17 protein-coding genes are annotated in these 16629 nt (G+C 49.9%); 8 read left to right on the top strand and 9 right to left on the bottom strand.

Annotated features, from left to right (window positions below; translation table 11 throughout):
* Positions 1-149 precede the first annotated feature (149 nt).
* Positions 150-299: a hypothetical protein gene (locus tag AC5O5I_RS22045; RefSeq protein ID WP_494511562.1), complete on the bottom strand. Its 150-nt coding sequence runs from the start codon at positions 297-299 to the stop codon at positions 150-152.
* 576 nt (positions 300-875) lie between these two features.
* Here AC5O5I_RS22045 and AC5O5I_RS22040 point away from each other — a divergent pair.
* The 6 genes from AC5O5I_RS22040 to AC5O5I_RS22015 all read left to right on the top strand — a co-directional run bounded on the left by AC5O5I_RS22040 (position 876) and on the right by AC5O5I_RS22015 (position 4632).
* Positions 876-1778, top strand: coding sequence for a site-specific integrase (locus AC5O5I_RS22040; RefSeq protein WP_494511561.1), 903 nt, complete (start codon positions 876-878; stop codon positions 1776-1778).
* Positions 1779-1925: 147 nt separating this feature from the next.
* On the top strand, positions 1926-2399 hold the full coding sequence (locus tag AC5O5I_RS22035; RefSeq protein WP_494512784.1) for an Xre family toxin-antitoxin system antitoxin: 474 nt from the start codon (positions 1926-1928) through the stop codon (positions 2397-2399).
* A gap of 92 nt (positions 2400-2491) precedes the next feature.
* On the top strand, positions 2492-2860 hold the full coding sequence (locus tag AC5O5I_RS22030; protein ID WP_494511560.1) for a histone-like nucleoid-structuring protein, MvaT/MvaU family: 369 nt from the start codon (positions 2492-2494) through the stop codon (positions 2858-2860).
* An 80-nt stretch (positions 2861-2940) separates the two neighbouring features.
* The gene (locus AC5O5I_RS22025; RefSeq protein ID WP_494511559.1) at positions 2941-3843 is read left to right on the top strand and encodes a hypothetical protein; all 903 of its coding nucleotides are present in this window, start codon (positions 2941-2943) and stop codon (positions 3841-3843) included.
* Positions 3844-3927: 84 nt separating this feature from the next.
* Entirely contained in the window at positions 3928-4101 is a 174-nt protein-coding gene (locus tag AC5O5I_RS22020) for a hypothetical protein (protein ID WP_494511558.1), read from the top strand.
* 129 nt (positions 4102-4230) lie between these two features.
* Entirely contained in the window at positions 4231-4632 is a 402-nt protein-coding gene (locus tag AC5O5I_RS22015) for a winged helix-turn-helix domain-containing protein (RefSeq protein ID WP_494511557.1), read from the top strand.
* A gap of 225 nt (positions 4633-4857) precedes the next feature.
* On the opposite strand, the gene AC5O5I_RS22010 is transcribed toward AC5O5I_RS22015, so the two are convergent.
* Positions 4858-5226 carry a 4-fold beta flower protein gene (locus AC5O5I_RS22010; RefSeq protein WP_494511556.1) on the bottom strand — a complete coding sequence of 123 codons (369 nt, stop codon included), beginning with the start codon at positions 5224-5226 and terminating at the stop codon, positions 4858-4860.
* A gap of 164 nt (positions 5227-5390) precedes the next feature.
* Between AC5O5I_RS22010 and AC5O5I_RS22005 the strand changes: the two genes are divergently transcribed.
* On the top strand, positions 5391-7241 hold the full coding sequence (locus tag AC5O5I_RS22005; protein ID WP_494511555.1) for an NACHT domain-containing protein: 1851 nt from the start codon (positions 5391-5393) through the stop codon (positions 7239-7241).
* 1079 nt (positions 7242-8320) lie between these two features.
* Positions 8321-8920: a hypothetical protein gene (locus tag AC5O5I_RS22000; RefSeq protein WP_196173485.1), complete on the top strand. Its 600-nt coding sequence runs from the start codon at positions 8321-8323 to the stop codon at positions 8918-8920.
* A gap of 251 nt (positions 8921-9171) precedes the next feature.
* On the opposite strand, the gene AC5O5I_RS21995 is transcribed toward AC5O5I_RS22000, so the two are convergent.
* From AC5O5I_RS21995 to AC5O5I_RS21965, 7 genes are all read right to left on the bottom strand, one after another.
* Positions 9172-9837: a Cap15 family cyclic dinucleotide receptor domain-containing protein gene (locus AC5O5I_RS21995; RefSeq protein ID WP_494511554.1), complete on the bottom strand. Its 666-nt coding sequence runs from the start codon at positions 9835-9837 to the stop codon at positions 9172-9174.
* Positions 9830-10303, bottom strand: a complete 474-nt coding sequence (locus tag AC5O5I_RS21990) for a hypothetical protein (protein ID WP_494511553.1) — start codon at positions 10301-10303, stop codon at positions 9830-9832. The genes AC5O5I_RS21995 and AC5O5I_RS21990 overlap by 8 nt, the downstream gene beginning before the upstream one ends.
* A 47-nt stretch (positions 10304-10350) precedes the next feature.
* On the bottom strand, positions 10351-10824 hold the full coding sequence (locus tag AC5O5I_RS21985) for a Mov34/MPN/PAD-1 family protein (RefSeq protein ID WP_196173502.1): 474 nt from the start codon (positions 10822-10824) through the stop codon (positions 10351-10353).
* Entirely contained in the window at positions 10809-12476 is a 1668-nt protein-coding gene (locus tag AC5O5I_RS21980; protein ID WP_494511552.1) for a ThiF family adenylyltransferase, read from the bottom strand. Before AC5O5I_RS21980 ends, AC5O5I_RS21985 begins: the two co-directional genes overlap by 16 nt.
* Positions 12477-12513: 37 nt before the next feature.
* The gene (locus AC5O5I_RS21975; RefSeq protein WP_196173507.1) at positions 12514-13710 is read right to left on the bottom strand and encodes a CBASS cGAMP synthase; all 1197 of its coding nucleotides are present in this window, start codon (positions 13708-13710) and stop codon (positions 12514-12516) included.
* Complete coding sequence (locus AC5O5I_RS21970; RefSeq protein WP_494511551.1) at positions 13703-14713, bottom strand: CBASS cGAMP-activated phospholipase; 1011 nt, start codon at positions 14711-14713, stop codon at positions 13703-13705. Before AC5O5I_RS21970 ends, AC5O5I_RS21975 begins: the two co-directional genes overlap by 8 nt.
* A gap of 381 nt (positions 14714-15094) precedes the next feature.
* On the bottom strand, positions 15095-16345 hold the full coding sequence (locus tag AC5O5I_RS21965; protein ID WP_494511550.1) for a ribonucleotide-diphosphate reductase subunit beta: 1251 nt from the start codon (positions 16343-16345) through the stop codon (positions 15095-15097).
* Between the last annotated feature and the right edge of the window lie 284 nt (positions 16346-16629).

Here is a 16629-nt window from a genome sequence, read left to right as displayed (position 1 = left end):
AAGGGGAGGCGTGACGCCAACAAATCTCGGAGCCAGCCCTCATAGCATACACGGGTTCGTCGACAACCGGGTGGCCCGTGGGGGGCTTGCTGCGGGTTCGGCACACCTTATACGACTTGATCAAGGGATGGCGGGTCTTGCGAAACCCATCAGCCACCGTCGCGGGACCAATCGTTGCGGCTGACCAAGCCCAATTCTTTCTCGCCGTGGCGGGCGTCATCCTCGAATAGATCTACGGTACGCCGCTCCTGTTTGAGGTAGGCGAGGGTGGTGAAGAAGCAGCGCTCACAGAGGTGCACTTCATCGCGCTCGCCGTCGTGTGCCGTCCCATAGCCCCACTGCCCCCCAGGCTGCCGTAGTGCAGATTGCCGTTTGCTAGCCGGGTGGATTCGCTGCAGACGTCGCAGCGGACATCGGTCACCGCTTCGCATTCCACGCGTCCGAGGATTTTCATGGTTCCTGCCTCGTTGGCCATCGTTCTCTAAGCGTAGAGCGCAGGAAGTTTCTGAGTAGGCCATCGGTCGCGTATGACCGGTGCATGGCGGGCAGTGGCTCTGCCTCAGAGCACAAAAGGCTTTGGCTACACTGAGAGAAGCGGACGCCCCGCATGGGCTGAGCCGAGCGCTTCCCGGCGGTGACCCTCCGAGCCTGACGCCCGTTTCGACGCAGAGCTCGCCGCATGACTGTTACAGCCGGGCAAGCGCTGTTACACCGCATTTTTTCGTACCGTTCAAACGGTACGAAATTACAGGTGTACAAACCTTGGTCGGCAGCGCGGAAGAGGTCCGATCCTGAGGTGTGAGAAGCCTGCATTCTCAAACTCCAGGCAGGAAATCACTGCTCAGTTGCGTTCTAGGCTATACGGAGGGCGGGGCATGAGCGATCCCGAGCGCTATCGGCAGGCCGGAAGGCGTGAAAGCACCGTCCGCCGTTATGCACGGGTGATCGAGCATTTCGAAGGGGAGTGGGGCGGGCTGCTGCCGGCCAGTCACGCCAGTGTGGCGCGCTACTTGGCGGAGAATGCCGAACAATTTTCCCCGGGTACTCTGCGTACGCACCTGGCGGCGTTGGCCCGCTGGCACCAGGAGCATGGTTTTGTAGACCCGACCAAGGCACCGGCCGTGCGCGATGTGCTGCGGGGCATCCAGGCATTGCACACCCGGCCGGTCCAGCAGGCTGAACCGCTGCAACTGCAGGAACTGGAAGCTTGCATTCAGGTACTGAAAAGGGAGGAGGAGGGCGGGCAACCGGCGATGCGCTTGCGTGCTTGTCGCGATCGGCTGTTGCTGTTGCTGGGTTTTTGGCGTGCGCTGCGCAGTGACGAACTGTGCCGTTTGCGCATCGAATTCATCCGGCTTGAACCGGCGCAGGGGCTGACGGTGTTCCTGCCCAGCAGCAAGACTGATCGCGCCAACCTGGGGCGACAGCTCAGCGTACCGGCGCTGAACCACTTGTGTCCGGTCCAGGCCTATGAAGATTGGCTGGCCTGCAGTGGGTTGTGTGACGGACCGTTGCTACGTAATGTCGACCGCTGGGGGCGGTTGGGTGAGGGGCTACACAGTTACAGCGTGTCCCGAATCCTGCGGCGGATCTTGCAGCGCAGTGGGCTGGAGGCGGTGGGTTTCAGCAGCCATTCGTTGCGTCGAGGGTTCGCCACATGGGCCAGTGCCAATCAGTGGAATGCCAAAGCCTTGATGGATTATGTGGGATGGCGCGACGTGCAGTCGGCGATGCGTTATGTCGACGCGGACGCCCCATTTGGCACATTGCGGCGCTGATTCTAGGGCAAGCTTCTATTTAGCGTCAGTCAGATTGCCAACCGCCCAGCAATGCTCTGGGTGAGTATTGAGTGACCATTGCAGCGTTGGGTTAAGCGGGCGCTGTAAGCCGTAAGAGGGAGGCCAATACCAGTGAAGCAGACAGTCATGCTAAATGCAGATACACGACCAAGTTCGTCAGAGCGCCGAGACGGCAAGCCTACGGTGTTTTTGATCGGCGATCAGCCGGTGCGGCCCAGTTCACTACAGGTATACCTGCTGGTGCGAGCTGGCTTCGCATTGACGGATGTAAAAGCGATGGTTTCGTCATCAGCGCTCTACTCCAGTGCTGACATTTTGAAGCGGGTGGTTGGACGGTCTGTTCGCACGCTTCAGCGTAAAGCGCTTGAGAGTGATAAAGCACGATTGAGTGCTCAGCAAAGCGCGGTCGCTTTTCAATATGCCCGGGCACTTGAGGATGCCATAGCGGTTTTCGGCTCTCAGCCACAGGCAGAAGCCTGGCTCGGGCGGCCATGCCGGCATCTTGAAGGTTGCGTGCCGCTGGATATGGTTGAAAACGCAGTCGGCTTCCAGGCCGTCGAGTCGTATCTGCAAAGGATAGAGATGGGAGTCTATCAATAAGGCTCGAAGCCCCCCAGAAGGCATGTGGCTGGCGTTCAGCGTGACGGAAGTTGTAAGCTGAAGTTCAACATACCGAGTTTGGAGCAGTCCTCATGTCACGTCTTGCAGAATTCCGTCGCCTTGAACAGCAACTCGCCACGCAATTGGCGGAGCTTGAGGCCATGAAGGGGGATACCGCGATACAAGCGGAAATGGCGTTTGAGAGTAAGCTGCGCTCCCTTTTGAATGACTATGGCTTTAGCCTGCGCGATGTCATTAACATCCTGGACCCTCAGGCGCTCAACCGTAAGCCAACTCCTACGGTTTCCGAAAAAGCATCGCGCAAGCCACGTGAAGTGAAGGTCTACAAGCACCCGCAGAGCGGTGAGCTGGTTCAGACTAAGGGTGGCAATCATGCTGTACTCAAAGCCTGGAAAGCCGAGCATGGTTCTGAAACAGTAGAGTCATGGCGCCAGCAATGAAACAGCCGGCCTCATTGAGCCGCTGTTGTATTTGAAGGCCAGCGTTGAAGAAATTAACCTGGAAAGGGAAGTTTAGGTAGATGCACGCAGCTCTTGATAAATCAATGCAAGCGATTGTCGAAGCAGAAGATCTAAAGCTTCAAGAGGTCGTGGATTCTTATGGCTACGTGTGCCACGGCCATAAGTGCGGGATTCAAGTTTTCCCGCGCTCCTATCGAGCTGAAAATCTGCTGCGCGCGCATTTTTATGCCAAGGTGACCCACGTTCCAGACTGTGATGTGAGCGGCGAAGAACAGATTCGCTCGAAAGGCAAGAAGCGCAGTGTCGCCGCAGAGCTGGAAACATCCCCAGGCCTATCGCCAGCTAGTTTAAAGCTCATCGACAAACGGGTGATTACTGATGAGGCTCCAGCAGAAGGGGGCGATGCAAAAATCACTAGTGGTCCACGATCAGCATCAGCAGACAGGGAGCCCTCTCAGAAGCCCGCCGGGCGGCGCGCTGCCAATAGCATTCGGCCAATCTGCAGAGCCTTCCTTGAGTTCCCTTACGACCGTCATCTTGCTCTGCAGGTCAGCGGAGTTCAAAACAACACGTATCAAACCGTTTTCAAAGTACTTCGTTCAGCAGGAATAGAGCGTCTGTCCCAGCAACGCATTTTCTATGGGGAACTGTCGTGGACAGCTGCTCGGGATTATGGCGATAAGCTTGAGATTCCGCTCAATGCCGGGTCATGGATTGACAAGAAGCTGACACCTTATACTGTTGTGGTGGAGTGGAAGGACTGGACCCAGACCGCAAGGTCACGGCTGATAAATGAGTTGAAAATAGCACGCAAAGAAAACATGGATGCCAAAAAACAAGATCGGTCGCAAAGAACGTATTTGTTTTTCCTTGGCCCTCAAGATTCTGATGATTTCTCACGATTCACACTGAGTGATCAACGCCTGATTTGTACAGTACACGGAAAGTTATTCTTCCCGTAGTCTGTGATCCGTAGTTACAGACTGACTTCGCACTCCCAATCTACCCCGGGTCGTTCAGGGCCAGTATTTGCTCACCGACTGCAAATGGGTTTGGTAACCAAGGGCGGGCTGACCTTCTTCCACGGTACGCTGGACTACTACATCCGTGCACTGGATAACGATACCGGCGAAGAACTATGGCGTGGCCGCCTGCCAGTGGGTGGTCAAGGAGCACCAATGTCCTATGTCGTCGTGATGGCAAGCAGTACATCGTTGTGACTGTGGGCGGGGCGACTCGTACCGGCACAAATGACAACCGTGGTGACTACGCGCTACCTGGCAAGACCCAGTAGTTTTCGGACCAGGCTGCGGGGGAGTATTTCCCCGTAGCCACTCAGGCGTTGAGACATGGACAGATCGTACTCGGTCGAAGGTGCATACACCTTTGGAGATTTGGCGTTGAATCCTGTAAGCCGCGAGGCCTCGTGTGGGACCCGCCGTATCGTAGTGAAGGCAACGTCCTTCAAAATCCTCACTCTGCTGATTCTACACGCTGACCAAATTGTAAGCCGGCAATCCATTTTCAGTGATGTATGGGGGTACGGGTTTGACCCCGGCACCAAGGTGCTTGAGGTGCAATTGTCATACTTTCGGCGAACACTCACCGCCCTGGAATCAGTTGTTCAGATAAAAACTCATCGCGGACGCGGGCTAAGGATTGAAGTACTTCGATCCAACTCCATCCTCGCCGATGCACTAGTTGCAGCTGTTGAATACGATGGTAGAGACCAATCTCCGCTCCCATCTTGAGCGTCGATTTTTTTGCACCGAGACCGCATGACTTGGACTGAAGGGGTAGGGCATGGCACGCCCTGTAGGCGGACGGCGATGCCTATCGAAGTGCTGTTAATGCGATCTCGTAGCAAAGCGAACGCGTCGACACCTCGCCCTGATGATCGACGCAGCCTGGATGCTCACTGATTTAAAATGAAGGTCCTCGATTGCTCAAGCAATGCGCGAATGCTCAGAAATGGTTCATTGGGAAAGCCATTGAAAAATGGATAAATCGGTCCAGCCGCCAGCAGGGCGGGCTGGCCTAGCGGGCCTTGCCGGACGAGCAGGTCTTGCAGGACGTGCGGGGCGAGCGGCTCTTGCTGCCCTGGCGGGACGAGGTGGGCGTCCGGTTCCCGAAACAGCCTGTTGAGTATTCCAGAGTATCGGCCTTCCTGAATGATCCATGCAGATCAACCCATTGACGGCACCTAACCAGTTCCCGGTCTCAGCTGACCACGTATGATTGCTGGACAGGTAGGCAATCCAGTTCATGTCTGTGTCGAAAATGTGTCGGCCAGGGTCCATCCAGCCGGTGAGCTCACAGTTCTGATCGAAAAGCGGATAGAGCATGAGAACCTCCTTCGGTTGATCCGTTATTTTTATCGCTGATCGATGCAATAAATTGTTGGTGATCAGTTGTAGTTGCGCACTAGCTTGATATTTCGAGATTTTTTCGTTAGATTTATTTACATTGGCGCAGTTCGGTAGCTTTGTCAGAACAGGGAATTATTTTGATGGAACCAATCGCAGCAGGTGTTTCTGTGGTAAATGCCACCGGTGCCCCTAAAAAAATTGCTGAAAGTAAAATTGTGTCGGATGTATTTGATTCGTTGGTGTTGAAGTATAAGCTCTCTTCATTCTCGGATTTCAAAGAAAATTTTCTAAAGTCTTGTTCTGGGAATTTACTAATCAAGACGATCGCATCTCCAGATAGCTATGTTCATGTAGATGAGATTTATGTGCCGTTAGAACTTTCAGGTCATTCCAAAATTGAAGTTGAAAGCGGTACCACTTTAGATAATTCAAGTCGAGCCTCGTTAATTGTTGGGCTTGCAGGTCAGGGTAAGTCAACAATTTTACGTAAGTTGCTTTCCAATAATATATCTAAAATAAGTCGGCTGCCTTTTTTTTACGAGTTAAAGCATTATTCGGGCGGCGAGATCGAGGTGGCTATTTCAAATAATCTTTCTGCTCAGGGTATTGAATTCAGCCCGGGTGGGTTGAAGAAAATTTTAAATGATAGTAATGTTCGGCTTTTCCTCGATGCTTTCGATGAGTGCCCCTCGATACATAAAGTAGCTTTGTTTCAGGAAATTGATAAGCTAGTAAGAAAGTATAATTGCAATATAATTTGCACAACTCGTCCTGATACTGAGCTTGATGCCTTGGTGGGGGTTGACATATACCGAGTAGAATTTTTAAAGCCCAGGCAGATACGGTCAATTATCCATAAGACATGCAATGACCCAAGCAAGGCGGACGAGTTATGTAGTGCGCTAGAGCGAAGCCACTTCCATAAAGAAAGTGACAGTGTTCTGAGGTCGCCGATTTTAGTGGTCCTCTTCTGCGTGAGCTACAATTTGGGGATATCTATACCTGAGTCATTGTCTCAGTTTTACAAGAATATCTTCGATACCGTTTTTTTGAAACATGATAATTTAAAGGGTAAGGTTTCTCGGGCCCGTCACTGGAATGACGATAGAAGCATCTATCGTAACGTTTTTGATTATTTCTGCTTCATTTCTCAACGGAAATCGTTGGCTAGTTTCAGTTTTTCCGAGCTATCAGTTTTGATAGGGCAGTCTTTGAGTTACTTTAGCAAGGAATCAAACGTTGCTGACGTTATAGCTTCAGAGCTGATTGAAATCACTAATTTGCTAATCAAAGATGGATATGATGAATATAAGTTCATTCATAAGTCCATACAAGAGTTTTATTGTGCTTCCTTCCTGGCATCTGGTTTAGATACGGAGAAGAAAAAAGACTTTTACCGTAAATGTGCTGAGGAAATAGGCTTTTATAATATTTTCTCGAACACATTGCTGTTTATGAGGGAAATTGACTCATTTGACTATCTGGCATTTTTCGTAGCGCCTGCTGTAAGCAAAATGCTTGGCCTAGAAATGCGCTCAATTAATGATGACTATGTAGTCGGTCGACGCCTCATGGGCGAGTATATGACTAGTGTGAAGTATGTCGTCCGATATGAGGAGGGCTTTGATCGGCGAGGCGGTGCGACCGTAGTTGCAGAAATTTTCCCAGCTAAGATTAGTCCGGGTGTCAAAAATACGTTCTCTTACAAGCTATTCTCAACAGCAAGTGAATTTATTCACATGAAACATCCCTCGGATGCTGTTATTAAGGCTATTGCTTCTGGGTCTAAAGGTCTTGGTGAAGGTCTCTACGAAATAGACCTTAAAGCAATGCTGCCTCACATTGGCGTTGATGAGGCCGGCATTGAGCACAGCCTAATGCTGTCGTTGGGAATTTTGTATCGAAGGGAATACAACTCAGCCATTGATCATATCGCTAATAGAGTTTCCCAGGTTTCGAAGCAAGGATATCTAGATTTTGATCTGGAGTGATGAAAAGTTCTACCTATCTGGCTATATCCAGATCTCAAACAAGACCTCGCCCTACTCGGGAAGGCCGAAGCAAGAAGGGGCCTTAAAGTAGTCCGGGAACGGACCGCTGAAGGAGAGCCCGACAAGATCGGTAAACCCCTCCGAGGAGTTCTAGCAGGACACCGACGAATCCGAGCGGGCGATGTACGTTTCGTCTATCGGATTGAATGTACCGAGCTGGTACTTTGCATAGCGGCTCGATGCGATGAAGTGTATGAGGCCGTCAACCGGCGTATCTGACCCCTAAACCCCGCACTGGCGGGGTTTTTCAGTTCAACTCCCTCCACGTCTCCCCAGCCTAGATTCGATAAGCGCTGTGGTTTAGCAGATGATGCTCAGATAAATTTCTGATGTTCTATTGCGCCATAATCTCAAGATACTGCCTGGCTGGTGCGCATAATAGGTTTTGCTTCTATATAGCTATAGCTGCGCGCCCTGGGCACGGTTTTGGTGCGTCAGTCCAGTCCGGATGAAAATAATCTTGGGAAACGTGAAAAGCCACGGGACATTCTTTCCGACGCTGGCTTACTATCCTCGATTGCAATACTCATTATACTGGAGAGTATAAACATGCGCTGCAGACCTTGATGAGATAACCTAGTTGGTAAATTGATGTAGGTCGAGAATTTTCCCTTGCTGGCCTGGTGATTATTGCAATTCCAAATTTAAATATCCACCCATGTGATACGAAAAAAATGTGGCATGCCCTGCCTTGGCCACTAAAGCGAGCGAAACCTAGCCCGGTGCGGAGTCGTTGTCCTTTCGATAGTAACCAAGGAGGGGCCTATACCTCTAGATCATTACCCTGAGAGTTCGTCCAGGTTTAGCGCTGATGAAGGCTGCCCTCCGTCGTTGATCGGTGAGATCCAGTTGTTAGAGATCGGCCGACCTGGGTTTTCAGCAGTTAGCCCGGGCTAAATTATTTCTCCAAATCCTTCGAATTTACTCATAATGATTTGAGTTCAATGAGTCCGCTGTTATGATTACTGTAGTATGCTCCTCTCGAATAAGATTAACCTCAGCAACGGCCTATTGAATAAATGCAAGATGCTAACTCCCCGCACCCCAGTGCCCTCCATCCTAATGGTACCTTTGACAAGCTGAAGTCTGCGGGTTTGTCAATCCTGTTTTTAATTGGGGCAGGGTTCACCTTGCTTCAGATTCACGATTCCGGCTACAGCAAGGGGAAAAGCGAAACTCAAACACTCATAGATACATACAAATTGCGGCAGGAAGATGCAGAGAAGGCGACGAAGGTTGCGCAGCAAGAAATAACCTCATTAAAGCTGGAGCTGCAGCGCGCTGTAGAAACAGTCACTCCTAGAGAAAAATCAGCTCCAGATCTAGCATTTATTGGAAAGACGTTGGCTGAACAATCCACGAGAGGGATCAGTCTTTCCCTCAGTGCAGGTAAGACTATTTCACCATTTGATGACGGACTCTATATTTCGCTCGAGAGAATTGATTATCTCCCTCCGATTCATGTCGCAACTTTAACATTTGGACATACTGGAAAAAATAATCTTCGTGTGGAGAATTTAGCAGTGGGCTCAATTACGCAATATGAAGGTTATGAAATTAGAGTCGTGGCGACCAGTACTTTCTCTATTGGATTGAAAGTTGAAAAAATGAAAGCGTAGCCCATTTTCAATCTATCTATCACGGTTTTGGATTTGGATGGGTAGTATGGCTGGGCAGCGATGATAGGGTATATCCTCCCGGAAGATGTGTAATTATGTGAGGTGTGCTTCCTGATTGGTTGAGGTTGAGAATGGCCTAGCTGCTAAATAAAATTAGCAGCTTAGACAGTGAGTGTTACCCTGTTTGGTCAGTGGTCAGTGGTCAGTGGTCAGTGGTCAGTGGTCAGTGGTCAGTGGTCAGTGGTCAGTTTTCAGTGTTTGTTGGCTTCGTTGTTTGGCCATTTGCGTTCTGCAATCTCAAAACAGTTAATACCCTCAGGATCTCTAGATATCAAGGTCAGTTCGAGATCTCCATGCGTTGGAGTGTTGGTCCAATAGTGTCCTCTCAAACGAGTTGAGTCATCGATTAGTCTGAGTTCTCCTGAGCCGGTGGTTAGCTTATTCTCGCCTTGGTATTGTCTGCGCAACTCAAATACATAACATAGGCGGCACGATTCTGTTCTGCTGTTTTGTATAAGAGCTTCAAGTTTGGATTCGCCTTCTTGGGCGCGAGTGAATGATTCAATTGAAATCGTAAGATAGGTTTGGCGAATCACAAATATTATAGGTATTTCTAGCGGTGATTTGTCTGGGGTTTTGAAATCCGATCGTAGTGTTCCTCTCCACACTCCATGAACGATAGGTCGACGCATCAATTTTGATATGCGCGGAGAGCGCCAGGCAAGTTTAAAAAATGCGCCGAAAACAATTGTGGTAGCAGTCAGTGCATATGTTACAGATTTCCAGCCGACTGCAAGATGGTCCGAGTTAAAGGGCGTCTGGGCTAGATAGCAAAGTGCCGCAAGGAAAACTGCGATCCAAAAATACATCTTTAAGAGGCGCTGAAGCTCTGTTTGGGTTAGGCTCAGGTTATTCATGGGATGAGGCTGCCTTTATCGATATTTTCCCATCCTGATAGATAATGATTTCTCCTGACGTATTTAGCACGCCTATACAGTCGATTCCGATCACCATTGATGACAACATCGCGGTCATTAGTCTAGCACCAGATGGGCGAGAAGATTTATTATCTGGGAGATGATCAAGTGGAGGGGCTAGGAATTGAGAAATATGAGTTAGGGCCTGTGAGTCACTGTTGATCAAGTGAAATCCATCGTGCCATGGTGATTCTAAGTCGGAGAGAACAGTTAATGTGCGAGCTATCGTGTCAATTTGCGAAATAGGCAAGTGAGGCTTAGGTGTGGTAATGCTGCCTAGTGCTGCTATTGGCAGAAATTGCAGGTCGTTATAAAAAACAATACCTACGCCAGTGAATTGTTTTTTCTTGGTGGCGTTTATTAATTTTAGTAGAGTGAGCGGGAATTCTGATATTTTGCAAGTCATTTGCCGATCCAGTGTCTCCGGGTTAGGAGTTTTTGATTGGAACGAAATTAAGTCCTAAAGGCCGGTAAGATTTTGCTGTTGAGTTCAGAGCTTAGCCATACACGCACTTCACGGATACCTACGATGACAAATAAGTGAGGTGCGTGAATTGATCCTATCAACTTTTTCCATTCTAAGTAATCCTTAGATGAAGGTGTTGGATCGCTCTGTGGATGCGTGTGCCAGTCTCCGATATAGTCAATTCTTCCACCACTCGTGGCCCATGCTTCGCTTGCAGTTCTCTGATGCCCGGGGTCCAAGCGATCAAAGCTTACTCTGGATCTCCTGTCTCTTGGAAGTGGACCAGTTGCTGATATGATATGGATGTTTGTACCGGCTCGATATCCTAGTAAAATTCCACCCGCTTCATTGCTATTGGATCGAAATTGGGCGTTTGATTTTATAAAATCCCACGGTGCTCTATCGATTAAGGCGTAACGCGTCTGTCCATCGAACCATGAAAATACTATTTCTTGGCACATACTGGGCAGCCGTTCACTGGAGAGATATTTTGATTTTTGACTTTGAATACATTGGCAGTCTCGACTGATCTAGTTCGGAATCTTGGACTAGGATCATTGGTTTTCAACCAATCATTTATGATATCAACTGCTAAAGCAGTTGCAGATATTGCTGCCGATACTGCATATGGGGTGTAATGCTGGCATGCCCTATATGATCGTTCGACTTCTCCTTTAAGCACCGGGAACCGCTCTTGCATTCGGCTGTCTTTCGCTGCTGATCTTAGGCATCTGAAGCATCCAAATTCTCTGTCAGTCCATAACGCCTGAACTGTTTCACCATTACCCTTGATCCAGATATGGATTAAGGGTGGGTAGTCTTCATCATTTATTTGGTATTCGTTTAGCATTTCAGAAATTGCTTCTTCACCCGTTGCATTTATTATTAGGTCAAATCCTTTTCCCTGATCGGGCGAGCGCATTTCAGTACTATGTGCTTCGACGATGATACCTGGTAATTGCTGTGTGAGATCTTCCTGTAGGCTGAGTGCCTTGCTTCTGAAAAGATATTTGAACCCCAGCGCATGCCTTCCTAGATTTTCAGGCATCAAATTTTGAGGGTCATATAGTTCAAGCTTTCCTTCGGAATGTCCAGCGCCTAATCGGACGAGGGCTTGGGCTAAGTATCCTCCAATGGCGCCGCAGCCTATTAGCAGTACCTTACGCCCAGCTAACGCGAGGCCTAAAGATGATGTAAGGTTTCTAGAATTTATGAAATTATGACTTAGTTCAACTGCATGTAGTCTATATATGGTCTCCTGTCCGCCTAGGCTGTGAAGGAATTGGAAGAGCGCCTTTCCGCGATATTTCCCTCCCTTCGATAAGGCCAGTTTTTGTTTGATTTTTGAGCTTACAGTGAATCCGAAGCCTACGAGACCAGCAGGGCAGTTTATAAGGATATATATTTGGCTGGATTCGAGGAATTTTGAGTCTGTTTCGACGGAGAGTTGAATTTTCTTGTAAAGTGAAATATCCCAGATCTTCAGCCAGGACAATGTGTCTTTTAATTTCCAAGGAAGTGATGTGTGGGAGGGCGGTTGAATGGTGCTAGAATAGATCCAACAGTTTGCGTTGTCATCTTCATTTGCTAGCTCCTCCCAAGTCTGAGCCATTTTGGCCGTTGTGACATGATCGGTGGATATGACTTTTTTGATTCTTTCCCCTGGGGAGAGGGTAAATATTTTAGCCGTTCTTGCGCCTGCTGAAATATTTCCTACGCCAATGCGAAGAACCTTTCCTTGGCTAGGGGTTGTCCAATACGCTAAAAACTCAGATTCAAAGTCCTCTTGATTTCTCTTAGGACTTGCGATTAGCTTATCTAACAATCCCGTAGCTTGACTGAGGCAAAATAAAATAGAACCTGCTGGGTCGTAGCGATCCAGAACTACTTCGCCACTGCTGAGGTAGCAGAATGAACCGTCAGTAACCTGGTGAGCCATTGTTTTTGGAAAGAAACTTGGTTTCTCTAGGATTTTAATTGTGGGGTAGCTTAGAAAATCCCAGTCAGAGATGCTCAGTTCTACTTTTACTTCCCCGGCTTTGCATGAGAGTCGCCCCCTAAACTTCCTTGTTATGCCCTTGGATGGAAGTGCAATGAAGTTTAGGGAGTGCATTAGTCGGAGTACGCTTCCGAGCCGAAGAGTATTCATATCAGCCTGCGGATGTATTGGGGACGTAAGGGGCGGCAACTATCGCAGGCGCCGTTCTACGTACAATACTTGCAGGTGTTTCTTCTTTGATTAATTCTGCATCTAATGGGACACGACTTCCCAAAACTCTGCGGAGCGAATAGGGGATCTCAGTGCATTTATCTATAGTAGAGCCTCTTGCACTACTTAGTGTATCTGCCAAGCGGTCAGCAACGAGGCCGGCCTCAATTCTACTTTCAGGCGAAAGCCGATTGAAGTCTTCACCCCCATTATCAATACCAGGTTCATAAATCCCCTTACGGATTGCCTGGGAGACGATGTTTGCGGCCTCTTCGAGTGCAATGTCATCGCGTCCCTTCTTGCCTTCAAATTTTTGTGCTATGGCAATCATCAGGGATACGGACGTGGGGCCACCATCTTTCCAGTTGTAGTCTCGCCATGCTTTTATATATCGGCAAACCCTCAGGAACTGATCCCCTAGCTCGCCAAAACGTATGATCTGATCGCGGAACCACTTCGCAACCATTTCAGGGTCAGACGCCTTCCATTCACCTTTCCTGGTTGCCATCATGATTTGATCGAGATCGTCCCACGTTTGGCCTTTGTATAGAAGTTGCTCCATAGAGTCCATCGCCATGCTGCCATTTATGGAGTTCAATGCTCTAGCATTGGTTTTCAGCAGGACGGTTTCTACTACTTTCGCAAAATCCTCGGCCGGCGCTGCATAAAGAGGGATGTCGATGTGTGCCCAAGTAGCGACCTTTATTCGAATGCAAGTATCCTTTTCATTGTCGTCCTTCACAAGCTCCCATTGTTCTAGCGCGCAAAGTATTTGCAGTTGGGTTTCGACCAGGTCAAAGTAAACCTTGGCCATCTCTGCAGGAGGACCATTTTCCCTCCATACGTCAACAGGCAAATACACGCCGTAATCAAGATCCATTTCTTGAATAGAGGGGTGTGCGGGTTGAATGCAGGTCTCGTAGGCCCATGACCCCTGAGTTCGGAATCGTGGTTCTACTCGTTTCTGCATTCCTAACACCTTAACCGTCGCCTCGGCGATCGTGCTTTTAAGATGGTTTTTTATCTTCGTTCTGCAAGAGCGAAGAAACGTTCTTTGCTCATTTTCAGGTATGAGCTCGGCATGCAACGCGTCTGTATTCTCGGTTGAGGAGTAGAAAATCCTGGTGAGGTTAAGCATGCCGCGTCTCCTGAGATTGAGCATGACTGCCGTAATAGAACACTGGTTTAGCTGCAATGTGGGAAAAGAGGCTCATAAACCTCGAATCGCCAAGACAGTTTTTGGCCTTCTCTAGCCCGGCGCCACGCAGGACCTCTTGGGCATTCTTATCGGCCTTATCTAGTGATACCGCTTTGGAACGATCATCCGTCAAGTCTTCATCCACATGAATGTAGCGATCCCCTAATCGATGCTGCAGCATGAAATCGCATAAAGATTCTTGTACCGATATTGAAAGTCCGAAGAGTCGCTGGGCTGCCTTTGCAGGATTTCCCCCCCCCCAATCCAAAGCACCACCATCCCGGTTGTTTTCTGGGTTGACTGTGAATTTTGATGACATGGTGCCAATTGAAAGAAGCTTCAATTCGGATACGTTGGCACCCAAAAACATTTCTGCCTCATGAACCGCTAGCAAGCCTGGTGCATTTGCGAAAAGACCGCCATCAACGTACTGGTTATGCTGGAAGAAGTGCCTTGGAAAGTAAGTGGGTGCAGCGCTAGTCGCAAGCGCTATATCGACCATTTTATTTGCGTGATCAAATCTAAAATTTTGATTGTGCGGGGTCTTGAAGAGTACTGGCTTCCCAGTGGAGTAGTTGATTGCCGGAACTATTATTGGGTGTAGGCTTTCACCTAAAACGCGATCTCCGAGTAATTCAGCCTCTGAAATCACTGCTTTCAGGGCGTCGCTGCTGAATGACGACTTGAAAAGCGGAAAGCGCGTGCGAGGTTTGAATATGTCTGCGCCCTTGCTCACGAACATTTCTACCAATTTCTGGGCAGGAATTTCATTTGCTAGGGCAAGAGCTAATATTCCTCCGATGGAGGTGCCAGCAATGAGGTCGAAATGACGTGCTATCGGGCCGCCTAGCTCTCGCTCTAGCTCAGCCAGAATGGTCGCTGTATAAAGACCTCGATAGCCTCCGCCGGACAGTGCGAGAATTTGAAAGCTTGTATTGGCCATTCCCAACTCCTTCTGAAGATTTGAATCGAAAGCGGCTACCCCGCTTCAGAGCGAGCTTCTGCTAAACAATACACAGAAGGAGCGCCCGATTGTGACGCACCTAAACTACAAGCTTTCTCTCATAACCTGTTAAGGCATGGTATTCAAACAGCCTTCCCCAATTTTCTTTGGGGTACACATCAGATAATGTTTTGACGTTGAAAAGGGTAACTGGAAGTATTTTAAAACTATTCTATTGCGTGCAATTACTCTACTGCGCTACAGCAAGGGTTCTGGGTCGTTATCTAGACAGGAACAACGACCCACATGGGCGCGACGTGTTTGATTTCAGTTTAAGGTGAAAGAAATTCAGTCGGTGGTGAAAACCTACGGCCCGGAAAATCAGTCCCAGCTCAACGCCCCACCCGTCTGATACTCGATCACTCGCGTCTCAAAGAAGTTCTTCTCTTTCTTCAAGTCCATGATTTCGCTCATCCAAGGGAACGGGTTGGTAGTCCCTGGATACTCTTCTTTCAGACCAATCTGGGTCAGGCGACGGTTGGCGATGAACTTGAGGTAGTCCTCCATCATCGCGGCATTCATGCCCAGCACGCCGCGTGGCATGGTGTCGCGGGCGTATTCGATCTCCAGCTGGGTCCCTTGCAGGATCATCTGGGTCGCCTCTTCCTTCATCGCCGCGTCCCACAGGTGCGGGTTCTCGATCTTGATCTGGTTGATCACGTCGATACCGAAGTTCAGGTGCATCGACTCGTCACGCAGGATGTACTGGAACTGCTCGGCAACGCCGGTCATCTTGTTGCGGCGACCCATGGACAGGATCTGGGTGAAGCCGCAGTAGAAGAAGATGCCTTCCAGCACGCAGTAGTAGGCGATCAGGTTGCGCAGCAGCTCTTTGTCGGTTTCGACGGTACCGGTGTTGAATTCCGGGTCGGAGATGGCGCGGGTGTACTTCAGGCCCCAAGCGGCTTTCTTCGCGACCGACGGGATCTCGTGGTACATGTTGAAGATTTCGCCTTCATCCATGCCCAGCGATTCGATGCAGTACTGGTAGGCGTGGGTGTGGATCGCCTCTTCGAAGGCCTGGCGCAGGATGTACTGGCGGCACTCCGGGTTGGTGATCAGGCGGTACACGGCAAGGGCCAGGTTGTTGGCAACCAGCGAGTCGGCAGTGGAGAAGAAGCCGAGGTTGCGCATGACGATGCGGCGCTCGTCTTCGGTCAGGCCGTCCTGGCTCTTCCACAGGGCGATGTCGGCGGTCATGTTGACCTCTTGCGGCATCCAGTGGTTGGCGCAGCCGTCCAGGTACTTTTGCCAGGCCCAGTCGTACTTGAAAGGTACCAGCTGGTTGAGGTCGGCGCGGCAGTTGATCATGCGCTTTTCGTCAACGGCGACGCGGGCAGCGGAGCCTTCCAGCTCGGCCAGGCCTTCGGCAACGTCGAGCGCGTCGAGGGCGGCTTTGGCACGCTTGACGGCTTCGGAGTCGGAGGCAGTGGCAGCACGGGCTTCCAGGGCGGCGGCACCACCGGCGCTGTCGAGCTTGTCGAGGGTAGCGGCGGCAGCGGCCTGCGCAGGGGTGTTGCCTTTGGCGGCTACTTCGCCGTCTTCTTTGTCGAATTCGTCCCAGCTCAGCATGGTTTGGCTCCTGCTTGAGGGTCGCCCTGGGGCAACCGGTTGGATTTTAAGAATGTGATGCCTGACGCAAGGCCGTTACGGCGAATGGACAGCTCGAGAGGCTGACTCTCGTACATCTGAATGTGTTCTGGCTTGTACCTGGCCAGGCCTCGCAGAGGGGCCAGGACAATTGAAAGATGCTCTTTTCAGAGGGCGCGCATTATAGCCGGCGAGGGTATTTTTTTCGACCGGTTTTGCGCGGGCCCGTTCAAGAATCCGGGGTCGTTTACATGGGGAGGAAGTTT

The organism is Pseudomonas sp. 9_2_1, from assembly GCF_059295275.1.
The sequence above is the reverse complement of the archived record's forward strand: the minus strand, read 5'-3'. Positions and strand labels throughout refer to the sequence as shown.

Coding starts and splice junctions, on each gene's coding strand:
- AC5O5I_RS22040 (WP_494511561.1), top strand. CDS start 876: ATGAGCGATCCCGAGCGCTATCGGCAGGCCGGAAGGCGTGAAAGCACC.
- AC5O5I_RS22035 (WP_494512784.1), top strand. CDS start 1,926: ATGCTAAATGCAGATACACGACCAAGTTCGTCAGAGCGCCGAGACGGC.
- AC5O5I_RS22030 (WP_494511560.1), top strand. CDS start 2,492: ATGTCACGTCTTGCAGAATTCCGTCGCCTTGAACAGCAACTCGCCACG.
- AC5O5I_RS22025 (WP_494511559.1), top strand. CDS start 2,941: ATGCACGCAGCTCTTGATAAATCAATGCAAGCGATTGTCGAAGCAGAA.
- AC5O5I_RS22020 (WP_494511558.1), top strand. CDS start 3,928: ATGGGTTTGGTAACCAAGGGCGGGCTGACCTTCTTCCACGGTACGCTG.
- AC5O5I_RS22015 (WP_494511557.1), top strand. CDS start 4,231: ATGGACAGATCGTACTCGGTCGAAGGTGCATACACCTTTGGAGATTTG.
- AC5O5I_RS22010 (WP_494511556.1), bottom strand. CDS start 5,226: ATGCTCTATCCGCTTTTCGATCAGAACTGTGAGCTCACCGGCTGGATG.
- AC5O5I_RS22005 (WP_494511555.1), top strand. CDS start 5,391: ATGGAACCAATCGCAGCAGGTGTTTCTGTGGTAAATGCCACCGGTGCC.
- AC5O5I_RS22000 (WP_196173485.1), top strand. CDS start 8,321: ATGCAAGATGCTAACTCCCCGCACCCCAGTGCCCTCCATCCTAATGGT.
- AC5O5I_RS21995 (WP_494511554.1), bottom strand. CDS start 9,837: ATGAATAACCTGAGCCTAACCCAAACAGAGCTTCAGCGCCTCTTAAAG.
- AC5O5I_RS21990 (WP_494511553.1), bottom strand. CDS start 10,303: ATGACTTGCAAAATATCAGAATTCCCGCTCACTCTACTAAAATTAATA.
- AC5O5I_RS21985 (WP_196173502.1), bottom strand. CDS start 10,824: ATGTGCCAAGAAATAGTATTTTCATGGTTCGATGGACAGACGCGTTAC.
- AC5O5I_RS21980 (WP_494511552.1), bottom strand. CDS start 12,476: ATGCACTCCCTAAACTTCATTGCACTTCCATCCAAGGGCATAACAAGG.
- AC5O5I_RS21975 (WP_196173507.1), bottom strand. CDS start 13,710: ATGCTTAACCTCACCAGGATTTTCTACTCCTCAACCGAGAATACAGAC.
- AC5O5I_RS21970 (WP_494511551.1), bottom strand. CDS start 14,713: ATGGCCAATACAAGCTTTCAAATTCTCGCACTGTCCGGCGGAGGCTAT.
- AC5O5I_RS21965 (WP_494511550.1), bottom strand. CDS start 16,345: ATGCTGAGCTGGGACGAATTCGACAAAGAAGACGGCGAAGTAGCCGCC.